The following is a 17,911-nucleotide window of genomic DNA, read 5'->3' as shown; positions in this document are numbered from 1 at the left end:
TTCTCACTCATTTTTCCGGTACTGATTCGGGGTAACTCCGGTATACTTTTTAAATATTGTAGAAAAATAAGTGAAATTCTCAAATCCCACTGCTGTCGCCACATCGCTGACTCTCTCCCCCTTTTCCAGGAGAAGTTTGGCCTGGCTGATGCGGCATGCGGTAATCGTATCGATCATCCGCACTCCGGTCTGCTCTTTATAGATTTTGGAGAGATACTTGGGAGCCATGTAAAAATGGGCTGCGATCTCATTTCTGCCGATAGGCTCCATATAGTGTTCCCGGATATATTCATCAACCTTCTGGCTCAGCTGATAGGAATTTTTCACTTCCGCCTCATAGGAAAACAGGCGTTCCAGAAGACAGTTCACCCAGCGGATCAGATCTGTCACGGACTGCACTGCCCGCTCCTCCAGGCGGTTCAGGCTGCCGTCATCGTTCAGTCCTGACGCGGATATCTCTTTCTTTCCAAGATAAGTATAGACAGACTGCAGGATCTCATGACGGACTTTTCTCAAAGTCTGGTCGCTCAGAGAATGGTCTTTCATACGCTCTCCCAGCTCCTGTTTGATACAGCTTAAGAATCTCAGCTTTTTCTTTTCCTCCAGAAGCCGGTCCATTTCATCCAGATCAAGCACCGCGTCCCGAGACTCATCGGCGCTTATCACGCTCTCCTCCTCATAGAAGGCGGTCCCGAAGTAGGATACATTTTCATCAATCAGTTCCAGAAGATTCTGATACTTGTCATACAGTTCCCATACATAACAGCACTCTCCGATACAGCAGGTTGTATTTGCCTCCAGAAGTTCACGGAATGACGCAATCATAGAGGTACATATCTCTGCCAGTTCTCCCTTTTTCCCGCAGACGGTCGCCACCACATAATAGTCCTTGAACTCAAAGCAGCTCACAACTGCGTCCTCCGCATCCCGGCACAGCATTTCGGAATGAATATTTTCCAGGATAAAACGTGCCAGATTTGCGTTGACTTTCTCATGGATTTTTTCTTTATCCATGACTTTCGATACCACAAGACGGCAGGATTTTTCATACAGATCTGCTCCCATATCAATCTTCCGCCTGCTGATCTCCTCAAGTACCTGCTCCTTCTGAGGAGAAATCTGCGCTGTCAGGAGATCATTGAGAAGCATGTTCTTCTGTCTGACCGGATTTCCTTTCATCCACTGCCCGTAAGCGCTCTCCTCGCGGACCCGCCGCTTTTCCTTGAGTTCATAGATGATCTTCTTCAGCGCAGCCTCCATGATCTGGACGTCAAAAGGCTTGAGCAGATATTCCGCCGCCCTGAGTTTCACGGCATTCGCCGCATAGCCGAAATTATCGTGGCAGGTGAGAAACAGCACCTCCCCGTCCAGCCCCTGCTGACGGTACCATTCCAGGAATTCAATCCCCGACCCCTTCGGCATCTCGATATCACTGATGATCACATCGATCTCTTTCGTCAGAATCTGTTCTCTCGCCTGTTTAATATTGTACGCTGTATACACATGGTCTACTCCCAGGCTTTCCCAGTCCGTCTTCTTCTCTATCACATCCACTGTCGCAATATCATCGTCTACTATCAGTACCTGCATTCTCTCTTCCCCCAGTTATTCCGTATCGTTTGTCTCCCGCACTTCATGCACCGGCTTCTGCGGAATAATAAATGTATTTTTACACCCGTGAGGCTCTATATTTCTTATCGTAAATAGATCGTCTCTCTCATACATCAGTGCCATCATCTTCCGCAGACTCCACAGCCCCACACGGCTTCCGTCTTTCCCGCGGGATGCGTCCCTGCCGCGCCGTCCGCCGCCTGACTGCTGCCCGCTGCCCGGCTGCTGTGCGGAATCGCTCTCATTCTCCCGCGCGGCGCCGAACTGTTCCAGCACATCCTCCGGGTAGCCTTCCCCGTCGTCTTCAATTTCAAGGAAAAGCAGCTTCTCCCCTTCATTCTCCCAGACTGTCCCCTTGATCAGGATAGTGAGCATCTGATCCACATTTACGGCATATTTATACTCATTTTCAATGATCGTGTGAATCAGCATCTGGGGCACCGGCCAGTCCTGTGCCTCCGGATCAATCTCGATATTATAGAAGACGCTATCCGGGTATTTCATCTCCTGCATCTCAAAATAATTTTCCACATGCTTGATCTCTTCCGACAGCGGTACCGTGTGAAGCCCGCTGCGGAACATGTAGCGGATATTCTTGGAGAGAGCACTGATATACGCGGTGATCCGGTCATTCTGTCCCTGCTGGCTCAGCGAGGAGATCGTGGTCATGGCATTCAGGAAGAAATGGGGACGGATCTGCAGTTTTACCGCTCTGAGCTCCGCCTCCTGAAGATCAAGCTGCTTCTCGTACCCCTCGATTTTCAGGTTCATGATCTCATCCATCAGGTGGTTGAAGGTATCCCGGAGGGTGATGAACTCCCTTCCTCCATACTGCCCGCGGATGCGGAGCTCTGTATCTCCCTGTTGGATCTTTTCCATGTTTTCCTGCATATCATGAATCGGATGAATGATCTGCCGGTAGATATACCCCACCAGATGATAGGTGAAGAATCCCAGAATCACGATAATCAGAAATACCACCGCCATACTGATGCTGAACTGGCTGATAATGGCGCTGCGGCTGACGTACTCCTGCAGGACCAGCCCGTTTTCCAGTTCGTAGCTTTCCGATACAAACGCAAAAGAGGAGACCTCCCTGAGGGGCTCTCCAACTGTCTGAATGTCTTCCCGCACTCCCTGTATGTCCCACACCACGGACTCTTCGTCCGTGAGAATCATTGTTGTTCCGTCGATGGTTTCCTCCGCTGTCACATCCATGAAATTCTCCGCGGCAATATACACGGCCACCGCCTCATCGTTCCACACATACATTTTGTAGACATAAGGCCTGCCGCCGATTTCATTCACACTCCATCTGGACCGCATGCTTCCCTTCTCAGCGAGGCTCATGGTGAAATCATTCACCGCGTGCTGTTCCTCCAGAGAAAGTTTGTCGTTGTCAAAATACAGACAGGTGCCATACTCTGCTTCCGCGACAACCACCGCGTCCACATAACTTGCGTAAGCCGCAGAATTGGCAATGATTTCATTCAGTTCCACCGACGCATAGTACCGGACAGATTCGCTCTCACTCTGCAGAAGTGTATACGTACTGTTGTTGTACATCAGCTGTTCCAGCATGGTATCCACTTTTTCCATTGTGATCTGAAGACTTCGCCCGTATACCTCGATCAGGTTACGGGCGCTTGTCTCCAGATTTTCCGAAGCCGTATGATAGATTACCGCCAGGAACGCCACGAGGACGGTCAGGAGGAGCATACACTGGATTCCCAGGAGCCGGACTGTCTTTTTAATGATGGATTGTGAATTCGTAGCTTTCAAGGTCTGCCTCCAGAACTGCTTTTACTTCTCCGTTGTTTCTCTCGATTCTCAGCTTTGTCCCTTCCGCCTCGCAGATGCACTCGCCGTCAAACGCCGGGCACTCGCTGCGGAACCGCATAAGATCCCGGAGTTTCTGCACGACCGGACGTTTCAGGTTCTCTTCCACTTCCTCCACGGAATAGTAGTGCCTGTTGATATTCCTTCCCTCTTTTGTCGCCTCGAGAAGCTCCAGATCGTTCTCCCCTGCGAGCATGCCCACATAATAGACCTGAGGAATTCCCGGTGCGAAGAACTGGATCGCTCTTGCCAGAAGATAGGCGTCGTCCCGGTTTCCAAGGGCAGAGTAGAACGTACAGTTGATCTGGTAAATGTCCAGGTTGTTATACTCCTCGCTGCTGTATTTCTTCTTCACATTGGCGCCCCGGGCATAAAGATTTTCCTTTGTCTCCTCAATCTCCTCCGGTGTGAGCAGATCCACCACATCCACCACGCCGATGCCGTCGTGGGTGTCCAGAGTGGTCATCTGCTTTCTCGGACAGATGTCAAGCCAGTGTTTCAGACGGTCGCCCCGGTGGGAATACAGGGCATGGAGCACGAGCATGGGCAGGGCAAAATCATAGACCCAGTACCCTTTTTCCGCCAGTTTCATCTGGATGGAATAGTGCTCGTGGATCTCGGGGAGCAGTTCCACCTGATACTCTGCGGCAGTCTTCGCGATCCGCTCCATGAGCTCCCACATCTCCGGCTCCACGAAGAAGCAGCTTGTGTCCTTCTTCTTCACCGCGTAGGCAAACGCATCCAGACGGATCATGGAGATTCCGTGGGTGCAGAGGAAACGGATCGTGTCATCGATAAATTTCTGCGTCACCGGCGCCTCCACGTTCAGGTCGATCTGCTCCTCGGAAAATGTACACCAGAGCTTTTCCGTGGTTCCGTCGGCAAAGGTGATATCCACACAGGGAGCTTTCGGCTTTCTCTTGTAGATTTTATCCACCTGCTCCCAGGTGGGCTCCCCTCCCCAGAATTTCTCCCAGCGGATAAACATGTCTTTATACGGGGAGTTCTCTTTCTTCTCCTGAAAATCCCGGTAATACTCCGACTGCGCCGATATATGGTTCACCATAAAATCACAGGCGAGATCGTATTTCTTTCCCAGCCGCTCTATATCCGTAAAGTCTCCGAATTTCTCATCCACAGTGTCATACCGCAGCGGGGCGAATCCCCGGTCGGCAGAGGAGGGGAAGAACGGAAGAATATGTATGCTTCCCACTGCCCCTTTATAGTATCTGTCCATAATCTCTTCCAGTTCCCGGAAATTTCTCCCCAGGCTGTCGCCGTAAGTAATAAGCATTACCTGATTCTTCATCGCTGATCTCCTCCTGTATGTTCTGTTTTACATAAACTGGTAGATATCTCCCGCCGGTACAAAGATAACCGGTACTTCATTTCCCACCAGCTCCTGGATCCACTGCTGCGCATACCACATGCCCGGTTCTTCCCAGTTATAGTGGCCTACATTATAAATGGTCTTGTTCTTTCCCAGCATATGCGCGTCACGGATATAGGAGACTGCCGTCCAGTCGATGACCTCGCCCGGAATGATGGCATCCACGCCGTTCTCCATGAGGCGGATCACCTCGGTGGCGTACTCGTGAAGGTAGCCGTTCTCGTCCTCGTGGTCCGTGCCGAACGCGTTGACACAGAGATGTCCCACCAGGGCAATCTTACGGATCACGCCGTCCGGATCGCCGATATAGCGCAGACCGTTCAGCCGCAGCTTCTCCTTGAGCAGCTCGCCCATATCTTTTACCGTAGTCTCCGGAATTTCAAAATAGAAGGAAAACGGAATTCCTTCCGGAACCGGCTTCTGGTACTGCTCCCATCCCATCCATTTGATCACACCGGTAAAGATACCGTCCGGCTGATGGGCATGCATATGGTCATGGTCGCGCCACACGCAGATACCATGGTCGCTTAAGAGCTTTGCCTTCTCCTCATAGACTTCATTTTTAAAATCTGCCCTCCAGCCCGCGTAATCCGGAGTGGAGTAGAACGTCGGCTCGTGAACCACGATCAGGTTGCAGTTTTTCTCAATGGCCGTCCTGATCACATCGATGGTGGCGCTGATCGCCGTGATAACACCTGTACACTCTGCCTGGGGATCGCCGCATTTGAAGCCGTCGCATCCTGCGTAATCCGCCGGGAACTGTGGATGGTATGCTAAAATTCTGTCAATTACTTCCTGTATTTTCATATTCCCAGTCCTTCCTTTCTATTTCTCCAGAGCCCACTCGATGGCGGGTTCGATATATTCGTTCCAGAACTTCCACTCATGGACTCCCGGGCTCTCCCGGTAAGTCACATCCACGCCGTGTTTTACCAGAAACTCATGGAAATCCCGGTTGTTTTCAATGAGGAAATCCTCGCTGCCGCAGGCCATGAACACGGGGCGGATCTTCTCTCCCTTTGCCACGCGCTGCTTTACAAGGTATTTGGGATTCTTCGGGCTTTCATCCAGGTGGTCCAGATCACCGAACACCTGCCGGTAATAGTCATAGTCTGCAATACCGTCCGCGCTTCCGGGTTTCATACCCTGAATTGTATCACAGATCAGCGCGGATGACAGCCCGAACATTTTTCCGAACACATCCGGATGCGCAAGACCGCTGTGGATCGCGCCGAAACCGCCCATGGAGAGACCCCCGATGACGGTATCTTCCGGCGTTTTCGCCAGACCGAATGTATCCCTTATATATGCGACCAGGTCCCCGCAGAGAAAATCTTCGTACTTATTGCAGCTTCCGGCTCCGTTCAGGTAGAAGCTGTTATCCCCGGAGGGCATGACTACCGCCAGGTTGTACCTGCCTGCCAGTTCATTGATCAGGCTTCCCGTCACCCAGTCCACAGAGCACCCGGAAAATCCATGGAGCAGAAAAAGCGTCTTCATGGGCCGGTCATAATGCCTGTTATTCTCCTTCATCGCCGGCGGCGTGTCGTTCGGCAGAGCCATCTGAAATGTTGTAAAACGCATGATAGAAGGTGAGAAATAAGTTACCTGTAAATTTGCCATATCATTCTCCTTATCTGAAAGATACAGTCCACCCCGGCCCCCGGCGTGAACTGTATCTTCCCAAACCCTGTTTTATTTACTCTTCTGCCGGCAGCATATCAGCCTTTGACAGCTCCGACAATAACACCCTTGACCAGATATTTCTGAAGGAACGGATAGATGACTACGATCGGAAGAATTCCGATTACCGCCATTGCCATACGCACTGAGGTGCTCGGCAGATCCACCGTTCCGGTTCCCAGAAGGGACGCGTTTGAACTGGACTGGAGTGCCTGGATGTTGTTCATGATCTTCATCAGGAGCTGCTGGATGCTGTACAGTTTCTCATTGTCCACATAGTACAGAGCGTTGGTCCAGTCGTTCCAGTAGGTGATTCCCGTGAAAAGGCTGATTGTCGCCACTGTCGGAATCGCAAGCGGAAGCATGACTCTGATATAGATCTTCAGTTCGCCGGCACCGTCGATTCTCGCCGCCTCAACCAGCGACTCCGGTACGCTGTTCTGGAAATAGTTCTTCACCAGGATTACATTGAACGCCGTAACCAGATAGTTCGGTATGATCAGCGCCCAGATCGTGTCTCTGATGTGGAAGATCTGGCTCCACATGATGTAGGACGGTACAATACCACCGGAAAACAGCATCGTAAAGAATACGAAAAACGCCAGAATATTGCGGTATTTGTAGGATCTTCTCGACATCGGGTAGGCAAGCATGGTGGTCAGGATTACGCTGACACATGTACCGAAAAGTGTTACAAAGAAGGACACTCCATAGGCACGCACGATGACGAATCCCTGTTTCACCATATAGTAATAAGCATCCAGGCTCAGCGCTTCCGGAAGGAAAGTATAGCCGTTTCTGACCAGTGCATTTTCCTCGGTAAAGGATGCGATGACGATCAGCAGGATCGGCAGCATCGCGATCACCACGAGGATAGTAAGAATTATCGTGGCCACTCTGTTAAATGATTTGCTCTCTGTCATTTTCCGGCACCTCCTAGAACAGTGCGTTGTCAGCGTCAACCTTACGCACGATAAAGTTGGCTGCAAGCACTAAGATAAATCCGACAAGAGACTGATACAGTCCGGCTGCTGCGGACATTCCCACATCGTTTAACTCCATCAGGCCGCGGTACACGTATGTATCAATGGTCTGCGTCACGTTAAACAGCGCTCCCGAGTTCTGCGGCACCTGATAGAACAGACCGAAATCGGAGTAGAAGATTCTTCCGATACTCATCAGCGTCAGGGTGACTACCGTAGATTTCAGCATCGGCAGTGTGATGCGGAAGATCTGCTGCATCTTTGTGGCTCCGTCGATTGCAGCTGCCTCATAGATCGATTTGTCGATTCCGGATATTGCCGCCATGTACACGATGGACTGGTATCCGATATTCTTCCACAGGTAAACGATGATGATGATCGCAGGCCACGGTCCTGTCGTGGAATACCAGGATACCGGATCGATCCCCAGCGTCCTGAGAATACTGTTGTTTACAAATCCTGTGTCCGCGTTTAAAAACGCATAGACGATAAATCCGATGACAACCCAGGAAAGCAGGTTCGGCAGGAGCAGGAACGCCTGGAAGAATTTTACTCTTACCTTTTTTCCCAGCTCACACATCATAATGGCAACTGCAATCGCACATACTGTTCCGATTATGATGAATCCGAGGTTATAGAGGATTGTATTTCTTGTCATGATCCAGGCGTCTTTTGTCCGGAAAAGGAACTCGAAGTTGGCGAATCCGCTCCAGTCACTTCCGAAAATACCTTTTACCAGACTGTAATCTTTAAACGCAAGGAACACTCCGAACATAGGAATATAGTTATTGATCACCAGATAGATAATGCCCGGAAGAGCGATCAGCGTAAGGGGAAGGTTACGGAATCTTTTCTTTTTCCCCGTAGTCTTTGTTGTTGGCATATAATCTTCCTCCACTCTTATAAACGCCGGGGTCACAGGAATAATTTCCTTACGCCCCGGCATTCGATTACAAAACTATGTTTATCTGTGCCTAGTTTGCCTCAGCCCATGCGTCAAGCTGTTCCTGTTTTGCATTCAGGATATCCTGATAGCCTGCGTCGTTCAGCGCCTGAACAAATTTGTCGATCTCCGTGTCCGGATCAAGACTTCCGCAGATCAGGCCAGGCAGGTACTGGGAGATCACATTCTTTACCGCTGTGTACTGGCTCTTCACGGATGAAGAATCAAAGGTGAATCCCATAGCCGGCGAAGTTGCGGCTGTCTGGTTCTGCTCCAGTTCCCAGTCAAGGGATGCCGGGTCGGTTCCTACCAGCGGATACATCTTGAAGTAGTTGCCCAGAGTACCGCAGCTCAGCTGTGCTGTATACGGAACAGTAGAAGCATCCTCGCCCTCCGGATAAGCCACGGTTCCGTCATCGTTCTTCACATAGTCTCTGCCCTCGATACCATAGATCAGCAGGTTGATGATGTCTTCATCCGTATAGGTAAGGTCAAGGAATTTCAGCGCCGCTTCCGGCACGTCTGTAGTAGATGCGATCAGCCAGCTTACCGCGTTGATGTCTCCGGTTGACAGATAAGCATCGCCAATGATCTTTGCTCCGATATCATAACCGCCGCACTGTGCTTCCAGGGAAGCTGCCGTATCTGCCTCCGGATAGCTGTACGCTGCGATATATCCGAAGTAGTTTCCGGAACTCATTGTCTCTGCGGCCGCGCTTGTCGTAGTTGCCGCATCCTGCATAACCAGACCATCCTCATGCCATCCTCTTACCAGCTGGCAGAGTTCTGCAAATTCATCTGTAGAGTAGAGATCCTGTACTTCCAGGCTGTCCCCGATGAGCACGCCGACCGGTGAATATCTGTCATCATTGAGGAAATCTACATCACCGTAGCACACGGAAACACCGATCTCACCGGTCTGTACCGCTGTCAGCGGAATCATATCCGGATAAGAAGCCTTCACCTGCTCAAGAACTGCTGTCACATCTTCGATGGAATTTACCGTGCTCATATCGATTCCGATCGCATCCGCAATATCCTGGCGGTAGACCAGCATCGGGGTAAGAGCTACCGGTTTCATGGTCGGGATACCGTAGATCTTTCCGTCCGTGGAGCATGCCTGCAGCCACTCCTCACCTACGATCTCTTTTGTTCCGGATGCATACTCGTCAATCAGATCTGTGAGATCCAGAGCCATGTCTGTTGACACATAGTTGTTGAAATCTCCGAGAGACTGATAGACATCAATCTTCTCTCCGCCCTGAAGGGAAAGGCTCACCTTGCTTGAGTAGTCGGAAATGGCAATCGGCCGTAATGTAACTTCCACTCCGATCTTCTCTCTGGTAATCTCATTGATCGCTTCCTCGACCACATCCAGGTCTTCCTCTGTGGGGATGTTGTTGAACGTCGCGTATGCATATGTAACCTGATCATACCCGCTGTCATCTCCGGAATCTCCGTCTCCGCCTGCTCCTCCGCTGCACGCTGCCAGGCTGAGCATCATAGTTCCGGCAAGTACCAGTGACAATACTTTTTTTCGTTTCATAATTACATATCCTCCTTTTGTTTAAGTATTGCTGTTGATACTATCTTAATCTGTTTCAACACCATTTTCTTTAGAAAAAGACTCTGAAATTTTAAAAAAAGGACTTTTTCTTTAATTCAGGCGAAAAACTGTAATCTCCACCTGCCACGGTTTTTCTCCCGCCTCAAGCTTCCCCACATAGACGCCGTAATTCAGCCATGCATATGCCCCGTTCTCATCCGCATTGAACTTTGGTACCGTCTTGATGCAGGGATCCTGTCCATTGCCGAGAAACCCTTCATTTTCAACGGCTATATACTCCCCGTTGTCCGCCTGGAGCAGATATTTTGCAAACACATGGGCGCCGTTTTTCTGCCTCGTACTCCAGTCCGCACCGCCGGGGATGACCTTTCCGCTGATCTTCCCCTCAAAGGTCCCGCTCACAATGGGTATCACCGCCAGATATCCGTCCCGGCTGTCCTTCACATCCATACTGTCCTCGCACTGCACGTGGATTTTCAGCACTTCCTCCGCGCTTAGTTTTATCTCTCCTGCCACTTTACCTGCCTCCTGTTACTTTCGTTTCCTTATCTATATTTTTATCTGTATTCTGTACGACCGTCGCCGCCGGCTATGCCGCCGTATATTCACACCTTGAAAATTAACTGTGCGAAATCCCGGATACACCTTCTCCACACATTCCAGTCATGAGCTCCTTCGTACATCTTCTTCACACAGGAAACGCCTTTTTCCTCAAGGAGCTTCTCATCTTCCATAAAATAATCCAGAAACGGATCACTCTTCCCGATCCCCCGGAAGAACACCCGGAAGTCCTTCCTGAATTTCTCCGGATCGTCCAGAGCTTTCAGGTGAGCGTTTTCAGACGGTCCCCTGCGGATCATATCCATCTGCCCGTGCCCCTGGATAAAATCATGAAGGAATCCGCTGAAGATTCCCACGTAACTGAAATACTCCGGATAGGTGAACGTGGTGACCGCCGTCTGGATTGAGCCCATGGACAGACCTGCCATCGCCCGGTATTCTTTCCCCTCGCCGATCCGGAACCGGCTCTGCGCCCAGGGGATGATATCTTTCATAAGAAGCTCCGGAAACAGAGTGTGGTCCACCACGCGGCGCCGTTCGCCTGCTGCCGTCTGCACCATACCGTTATTCATAATGACGAGGAACGGAACCGCCTTTCCTTCCGCGATCAGGTTGTCCAGTATAAAGTTCACCTTTCCGGCAGCTGTCCATCCCGTCTCATTCTCCCCGTGCCCGTGCTGCAGGTAGAGAATCGGATATACTCTGTCCGTATTCTCATCATATCCCGGCGGGGTATACACAAGCGCGCTCTCCCATTCTCCGGTCACGGAGGAAAAATAATACTCCCTGCGCACTGCGCCGTGGGACACATCTTTCAGGCGGTAGAAATCCACCGTGCCCGCCAGTTCCGCAGCTCCGGACTCCCCTTCCGGTACATCGTACCGTTCTTCGGTTTCTTCCAGCATAATACAGTTGTAAGGGCGGCTGTATCCGTAGCAGACGGGAAGATATGGCGTCATGACCTCCATCCCGTCGATCAGGAGCTGGACATAGACAATGCCGTCCCGGAAAGGATATTTCAGATGCCAGATTCCGTCGTCTCCCTTCTCAAAAGGATACTCCTCCTCGTAAATCCGCATCGCGACCCGGGACGCATGATCCGCCCGGATGTTGACCCACACATTTCCCTCTTTGTCCTGCGTAACCGGCTGCGGCTCCCCTGCCGGCGGGATCACCGGACAGAAAGAGAGCGGCTGCGCCGTAAGATCTGTTCTTTCCATATGATTTCACCTCTCATTCTCCGGGAGATTGAGAACCAGCCTGTCTTTCGTCCCCTCTTTAATTCCCGTCAGGAAGGAGAACGTCGGATCCAGCATCCGCTCCCAGTAGTCCAGTTCATGGCTGCCGTTTCCGCCCCGGTATATATATGGAATACAGCCGTCATCCAGCCCCTTCATAAACTTCTCTACAGCCGGATAAACCAGACCGTCCTGTACGCCGCAGGCGATAAACAGCTCCGGAATCATTTCCCGTTCCTTCGCTGCCGTCTCCTGATAGAATTTCACAAGGTTGGTGTCGCCTTCATAGTAAGCTTCCCTGCTGCCGAATGTGTTGGCAAATATTTCTTCCTGGAAGCCCGCATCCGCATGTCCGCACAGCAGATCGCAGCAGTCCGCGCTGGGCGATAATGCCGCGATCTTTGAAAATGTATCCCGGAAACGCAGTCCGTTGTACAGCGCGCCGTAGCCTCCCATGGAAATGCCGCCGATATATGTATCCTCTCTTCTGTGGGAAAGGGGCAGGAATTTTCTCGTTGTCTCCACCAGTTCTTTTCCGACAAACGTAGAGAAACATGTCCCCCGCTTCTCATGATCCACATAAAAAGAATTGCATCCGTCCGGAATCACAATAGCGATGCCTTTGAGCTCACATTCCCTGCGCATTCCCAGATATGTCATGATCTCTGTGCTGTCCGCACTGTACCCGGGCAGGAAATACACCGTCCTGTAAGGCGGTTCCGTCACCTCCCCGCTCATGGCGTCAGACGGCAGATAAATGTTTACCGTAATTCCCCGCATCAGCGCGGCAGATTTGTACTGCAGTTTTAAAAATGCCATAATTTCCCCTCCTGATTCTTCATTCAGCTCTTTATCCACTCGGACGGCGTGCATCCGAACGTTTTCCGGAATGTCTCTATAAATGAGCGGGCATTCGGAAATCCGTTGTTAAGGGCACATGCCATAAGCTGAATCTGCGGATCTTTTTTCATCTCATTGACACAGTTCATCAGTCTCACACTCTGAAGGTATTCATGGAAATTGAAGCCGATCTGCTCCCGGAACATCCGGGAAAGATGGGCGGGCGTATAGTGAAATTCTTCCGCCACGCCTGTCAGCGTTACATTTTCCATATAATGCCGGTCCAGATAGTTGATGATCTTCTTGATATTTTCCTGAGGCTTTGAACCGGAAGAACTTTTCCCGGCGTCCGGGGCAATACAGCACTCCTGCAGAAAACGCAGGAAGTGAAAGACCAGCTCCATCTCCTCGAGAACACCGGCATTTCTGCTGTTCCCCTGTCTTTTTTTCAGTTCTCCGAACCGGGTCAGGATCTGAGCCCCTCTCTCCCGCCGGCTTTTCTCTTCCGGCAGACAGAAGCGCGCCTTCTCTCCCATCCAGGTATCCATAAATGATTTGGAAATCTGCACGGAGACACCGGTAAAAATGTCCTCCCTGCCGATCCAGTGGTTGGAGTGGAGCTCGCCGCTGTTTACCACATTCCAGTCCCCGGGATGCTCCTCGCTTTCACATCCGTCAATCATGTAACGGATCCGCCCTCCGGTGGTCAGATTGAATTCAATATTGCGGTGCCAGTGCAGCGGCGTGAAAATATTTTCCCGCTCAAACGCATGGTTGAAAATCCTCACCGGGACCTGATTAAAGATGAACAGTTCCTTTTCGTATAGTTCAGCCATATTTCTCACCTGATATCCTTTTTTCTGTCAGTATATCAGATATCCGGGTGGGTGTCATATTTTTGATAATCTGTTTTTTGCTGCTTTATAAATTATAGAGGAAAAACAAAGGAATTTCTTTTCATTATTTGAGAATAGAATTGTTATTTTTTGATATTTTGTTTGATGATGTTTATCCGGAATCGTCATTGCAATCCTCCCCCGTCGGATCAGGGGCTTGAGCAGCATTTTCCAAGTCCAATCTATTTCACCTTAACTTTTTGCAAATTGAAAACACACATCCTATCTGGTATAATTATGCTTCATAAGACACTATTTAATTGCGCGAGATGAAATTTTGAATACTGTCGGAGAAAAATTAAGAACTGCCAGAACAGCAAAAAAGCTGTCCCAGAGTGAAGCCGCAGAAAAGCTTCTGGTTTCACGGCAGACAATCTCAAAGTGGGAGAATGATGTATGTCTGCCTGACCTGGAGAAATTTCAGCGAATATGTGAATTATATGATATCAGCCCGGACGTTTTTTTCGATCTGGAGCATTCCAGAGAAGACACAGTATCAGAAAATCAAAACGAGCCAGAAAATAATTCCCTCTATTCTGAAATTTCCCGTATGTTTTGGATAAAGCCGCATAAAAGTGCCCCGCAGGTTCAGCCTTGTGTGCAATCACACTGCCGTTCCTGCGGGGCATATCGTTGTTTAGAATTCTATTTCCATTTGTTCAGGATTCTGTTCCCATTGTTCCGTATTCTGTTTTTAACAGATCTCCGCTCCTGCCGGCATATCCTTCTCCGGCACCATCAGCGACAGATTGCCGTCTGCGTCCTCCGCGCAGAGCAGCATTCCTTCCGAGAGCACTCCGGCGAGCTTCGCAGGCTTTAAGTTCACAAGGACCATAACCTTCTTGCCTACCATCTCTTCCGGTGTGTAGTGCGCTTTAATTCCAGAAACGATCTGTTTCACCTGGCTGCCGATCCTCACCTGGGAGCAGAGCAGCTTCTTCGACTTCTTCACAGCCTCGCAGGCGATGATCTCGCCCACCTGGAACTGCATTGTGCCGAACTGTTCAAAAGTGATCTCGTCCTTCGGCTCAATATCGATAACTGCCTTCTCTGTACCGTTTTCTCCATTCTGCGGCGATGCATTTTCTCCGCTGTCCGCTGCAGTTTCCTCTTTGTGCGGGTGAAGCTCTTCCACCTTCTTCATCACTTCTTCCAGGTCAAGTCTCTGGAAGAGGATCTCCGGCTTATCCGTCACATGTCCGCCGCCGAGCTGCTCCAGGATCTTTTTGCTGGTGGACGGCATGAAGGACTCAAGGAGCTTTGCGCCCACGGAGATTCCCTGGATCAGGTTCCAGAGCACGGTCTCCAGGCGGTCTTTCTTCGCCTCATCCTTTGCAAGAACCCAGGGCATCGTCTCATCAATGTATTTGTTGCAGCGCTTGAACAGATTGAAGATCTCTGTGATGGCATCGGCAACTCTCAGATCGTTCATCTTCGCGTCAACGGCTTTCGGAGTGTTTTCCATAACAGCCTTCAGGTCAGCGTCAACCTCTTCCGCCACACCTTTGTCCGTCACTGTTCCCCCGAAATATTTGTTCGTCATGGAAACCGTGCGGTTTACAAGATTTCCAAGAGTGTTGGCAAGATCCGAGTTGAGGCGCTCCACCATCAGCTCCCATGTGATGACGCCGTCATTTTCAAAAGGCATCTCATGAAGCACGAAATAGCGCACCGCATCCACCCCGAAGAAATCAACCAGCTCGTCGGCATAGAGCACATTTCCCTTGGATTTGCTCATCTTGCCGTCTCCCTGCAGAAGCCACGGATGGCCGAACACCTGCTTCGGAAGCGGAAGGCCCAGAGCCATCAGGAAGATCGGCCAGTAGATCGTATGGAAGCGGATGATATCCTTTCCGATCAGGTGCAGGTCTGCAGGCCAGAGCTTCTCAAACTGCTCCGTGCTGTTTCCGTCCGCGTCATATCCGATTCCCGTGATATAGTTGGTCAGCGCGTCAAGCCATACATAGACCACATGCTTGTCGTCAAAATCAACCGGGATGCCCCACTTGAAAGACGTTCTCGACACACACAGGTCCTGCAGTCCCGGAAGAAGGAAGTTGTTCATCATCTCGTTCTTGCGGGATACCGGCTGGATGAACTCCGGATGCGTGTTGATATGCTCGATCAGACGGTCCGCATATTTGCTCATTCTGAAGAAATACGCTTCCTCCTTCGCCGGCTGTACCTCGCGGCCGCAGTCCGGACATTTCCCGTCTACCAGCTGTGACTCTGTAAAGAATGACTCGCACGGAGTACAGTACATTCCCTCATAATATCCCTTGTAAATGTCCCCCTGCTCGTACAGCTTTTTAAAGATCTTCTGTACCTGTTTCTCATGATAGTCATCCGTAGTCCGGATGAACTTGTCGTAAGACGTATCCATCAGATCCCAGATCCTTTTGATCTCGCCGGATACACTGTCCACGAATTCTTTCGGCGTAACACCTGCTTCTTCCGCTTTCAGCTCAATCTTCTGACCGTGCTCGTCTGTGCCGGTCTGGAAGAATACGTCATAGCCCTGGCTTCTCTTGTAGCGCGCAATCGCATCCGCAAGCACGACCTCGTACGTGTTGCCGATATGCGGCTTGCCGGAAGTGTAGGCGATGGCGGTGGTGATGTAGTATTTTGGTTTCTCTGACATAATTACCTCCTTCCGGGGACGTAGTAAAATTCAATTTTACTACGTCCCCGATTAAACGTTGCTGTGTCCCTTTTTGAGTTTTACCCCGTCCCTTTTTCGACCATTTTCTGTCTGAATCTTCTTCCGATCAACTTCTGACAAAATCTCTAAAGCCTTGATTTCTCGCGGCTTTTCGCCGTACCCCGCTTTCCTCAGGCCGCTTCCTGCCGTCTCAGCCCTGTCCCTTTTTTAATTGTGCTACGTCCCCAATTAACAGGCAGTGTGTCCCAAACTGAAAAAAGACCTGTCCCCAAATGCCTCACAGAAGCACAAAAAAATCCGCCTTCCTGCAACCAAGAAGACGGGAATAAACCGTGTTACCACTTCTTTTCGTCCAACCCTCACGGAAACGGACCTCAGCGAGTACCAGTCAGTACTCCTCCGCTGTAACGGGCGGACCCATCGCAGCCTTGCTGAAAATCTCCGGATCACAGATACCTTTTCTGCCATCCCTCCCAGTTCGGTGCGCTGCTCGGAAGCCATCTTCATCTGTCTTCCATCCATCCCTCTCAGCTCCGGCGCTCACCGCCTCACGGGACTTCTCTGTAGAATCTCTGACAGACTACTCTCTTCGTCAATGCTTTTTCAATATTGCCAGATTTTTGGTCTGTAAAAAGGTTAGCACACGGACCGGAGAAAGTCAAGACCGTAAAAAGTTCTGCGCCGTCATCGGACGCTTTATCCCAGGTTGACAATCGTTTCCGCCGTCTCCCATGATGTTTGCCCGGTCACATCGATTTTTACCGTATCGAGCGTCTCGTACAGCGGGATGTAGGCAAGGCTTCGCTCGAGCACGCCCGGCTCCCGCACTCCTCTCTCCACGTCCCGGCGGATCCTCCGCTCCAGTTCCGCTTTCTCACATACAAGCGAGATTTTCCTGACCTCATAAGTCTTCCCACTTCTGTCATTGCCGGCATCACTCCTGATATCACTGTCTGCGTCACCGCCGATATCGCTTCCGATATCACTGTCTGCGTCACCGCCGAACGCTAACCGTGCCAGAATCTCATCGATGATCCCCTGCTCATGCATCACCCAGCAGAACACGATATTTTCATATGCGCTGCACTTCAGAAAATTATTTAGAAGTGCACAGATATTTTCGATCACCATGCGTTTTGTCTCGTCCGTCACGGTAAACGGATCCATATCCCAGCACCAGTCGCCGTCCAGATAAACACAGTCTGGAAGCATCTTTTTCAAGATCTGTCCCACCGTCGTCTTCCCCACTCCCATCGGCCCTCCAATCAGGTAAAGATGTTTTCCCGTTTCGCTTTTTCCTTCATTCTCTGCCACTCTGCTCATTTTCTTTTTCTCCCCCATGCTCTCCGCTGTTCATCCACTGTCCTTCCGTCCCTAATGGATCACACTCGGATACCCATACATTGTGACCTCCTCTCGCCACTTAACCTGACGGTTTGAAGTGGGAGCTTCCTGCTCATCAGCCCCAACGGGCTAAGTATCAACAGGCTATCCCCGCCGACCCGACGGTTCTTTTATTGTCCGGATACGGACATCTTTTTCCGCGCAGTTATGCGCATAATAACCGCTTTCCTTCCTCCCGGATATTGATCGCCGCGTTTACATCCCTGTCCATATGATTTCCACAGCCGCAATGATAGGTCCGCTCGGATAATTCCAGTGTTTCTTTCACCTTCCCGCATTTGCTGCACTTCTTGC

15 protein-coding genes and 1 pseudogene are annotated in these 17,911 nt (G+C 50.6%); 1 reads left to right on the top strand and 15 read right to left on the bottom strand.

Translation table 11 applies throughout. The features are described from left to right. Positions 1 to 3: 3 nt before the first annotated feature. From B5F07_RS19720 to B5F07_RS19665, 12 genes are all read right to left on the bottom strand, one after another. Positions 4 to 1,590: a response regulator gene (locus B5F07_RS19720; protein WP_087162919.1), complete on the bottom strand. Its 1,587-nt coding sequence runs from the start codon at positions 1,588 to 1,590 to the stop codon at positions 4 to 6. A gap of 15 nt (positions 1,591 to 1,605) precedes the next feature. Continuing rightward, the gene (locus B5F07_RS19715) at positions 1,606 to 3,393 is read right to left on the bottom strand and encodes a sensor histidine kinase (protein WP_087162918.1); all 1,788 of its coding nucleotides are present in this window, start codon (positions 3,391 to 3,393) and stop codon (positions 1,606 to 1,608) included. Continuing rightward, positions 3,362 to 4,759, bottom strand: coding sequence for a sucrose phosphorylase (gene gtfA, locus B5F07_RS19710; RefSeq protein ID WP_087162917.1), 1,398 nt, complete (start codon positions 4,757 to 4,759; stop codon positions 3,362 to 3,364). The genes B5F07_RS19715 and gtfA overlap by 32 nt, the downstream gene beginning before the upstream one ends. Positions 4,760 to 4,786: 27 nt before the next feature. Next, positions 4,787 to 5,647 (bottom strand): Nif3-like dinuclear metal center hexameric protein, encoded by an 861-nt coding sequence (locus B5F07_RS19705; RefSeq protein WP_087162916.1) that lies wholly within the window; start codon positions 5,645 to 5,647, stop codon positions 4,787 to 4,789. A gap of 18 nt (positions 5,648 to 5,665) precedes the next feature. Continuing rightward, positions 5,666 to 6,463, bottom strand: a complete 798-nt coding sequence (locus B5F07_RS19700) for an alpha/beta hydrolase (RefSeq protein WP_087162915.1) — start codon at positions 6,461 to 6,463, stop codon at positions 5,666 to 5,668. Positions 6,464 to 6,561: 98 nt separating this feature from the next. Next, positions 6,562 to 7,446, bottom strand: a complete 885-nt coding sequence (locus tag B5F07_RS19695; RefSeq protein ID WP_087162914.1) for a carbohydrate ABC transporter permease — start codon at positions 7,444 to 7,446, stop codon at positions 6,562 to 6,564. A gap of 13 nt (positions 7,447 to 7,459) precedes the next feature. Next, a complete protein-coding gene (locus B5F07_RS19690) occupies positions 7,460 to 8,389 on the bottom strand; it encodes an ABC transporter permease (RefSeq protein WP_087162936.1) in 930 nt (309 codons plus the stop codon). Between the two features lie 91 nt (positions 8,390 to 8,480). Then, positions 8,481 to 9,995, bottom strand: a complete 1,515-nt coding sequence (locus B5F07_RS19685; protein WP_087162913.1) for an ABC transporter substrate-binding protein — start codon at positions 9,993 to 9,995, stop codon at positions 8,481 to 8,483. A 111-nt stretch (positions 9,996 to 10,106) separates the two neighbouring features. Continuing rightward, complete coding sequence (locus B5F07_RS19680; protein WP_087162912.1) at positions 10,107 to 10,532, bottom strand: DUF3237 domain-containing protein; 426 nt, start codon at positions 10,530 to 10,532, stop codon at positions 10,107 to 10,109. A gap of 89 nt (positions 10,533 to 10,621) precedes the next feature. Further along, complete coding sequence (locus B5F07_RS19675) at positions 10,622 to 11,797, bottom strand: alpha/beta hydrolase-fold protein (protein ID WP_087162911.1); 1,176 nt, start codon at positions 11,795 to 11,797, stop codon at positions 10,622 to 10,624. Positions 11,798 to 11,803: 6 nt separating this feature from the next. Beyond that, on the bottom strand, positions 11,804 to 12,634 hold the full coding sequence (locus B5F07_RS19670) for an alpha/beta hydrolase (RefSeq protein WP_162613186.1): 831 nt from the start codon (positions 12,632 to 12,634) through the stop codon (positions 11,804 to 11,806). 23 nt (positions 12,635 to 12,657) lie between these two features. Further along, positions 12,658 to 13,491 (bottom strand): AraC family transcriptional regulator, encoded by an 834-nt coding sequence (locus B5F07_RS19665; RefSeq protein WP_087162909.1) that lies wholly within the window; start codon positions 13,489 to 13,491, stop codon positions 12,658 to 12,660. Between the two features lie 337 nt (positions 13,492 to 13,828). Between B5F07_RS19665 and B5F07_RS23760 the strand changes: the two are divergent. After that, positions 13,829 to 14,011 (top strand): annotated as a pseudogene (locus tag B5F07_RS23760) (helix-turn-helix domain-containing protein); the annotation flags it as partial. A gap of 234 nt (positions 14,012 to 14,245) precedes the next feature. Here the strand turns inward: B5F07_RS23760 and metG are convergent. From metG to B5F07_RS23630, 3 genes are all read right to left on the bottom strand, one after another. Then, positions 14,246 to 16,192, bottom strand: coding sequence for a methionine--tRNA ligase (gene metG / locus B5F07_RS19655; protein ID WP_087162907.1), 1,947 nt, complete (start codon positions 16,190 to 16,192; stop codon positions 14,246 to 14,248). Between the two features lie 717 nt (positions 16,193 to 16,909). Further along, a complete protein-coding gene (locus B5F07_RS19645; protein WP_087162935.1) occupies positions 16,910 to 17,536 on the bottom strand; it encodes an AAA family ATPase in 627 nt (208 codons plus the stop codon). Positions 17,537 to 17,762: 226 nt separating this feature from the next. Continuing rightward, a partial coding sequence (locus B5F07_RS23630; RefSeq protein ID WP_140398060.1) for a zinc ribbon domain-containing protein occupies positions 17,763 to 17,911 on the bottom strand: 149 nt, incomplete at its 5' end.

Source organism: Lachnoclostridium sp. An169, assembly GCF_002160525.1.
GTDB classification, from domain to species: domain Bacteria; phylum Bacillota; class Clostridia; order Lachnospirales; family Lachnospiraceae; genus Mediterraneibacter; species Mediterraneibacter cottocaccae.
The sequence above is the reverse complement of the archived record's forward strand: the minus strand, read 5'-3'. Positions and strand labels throughout refer to the sequence as shown.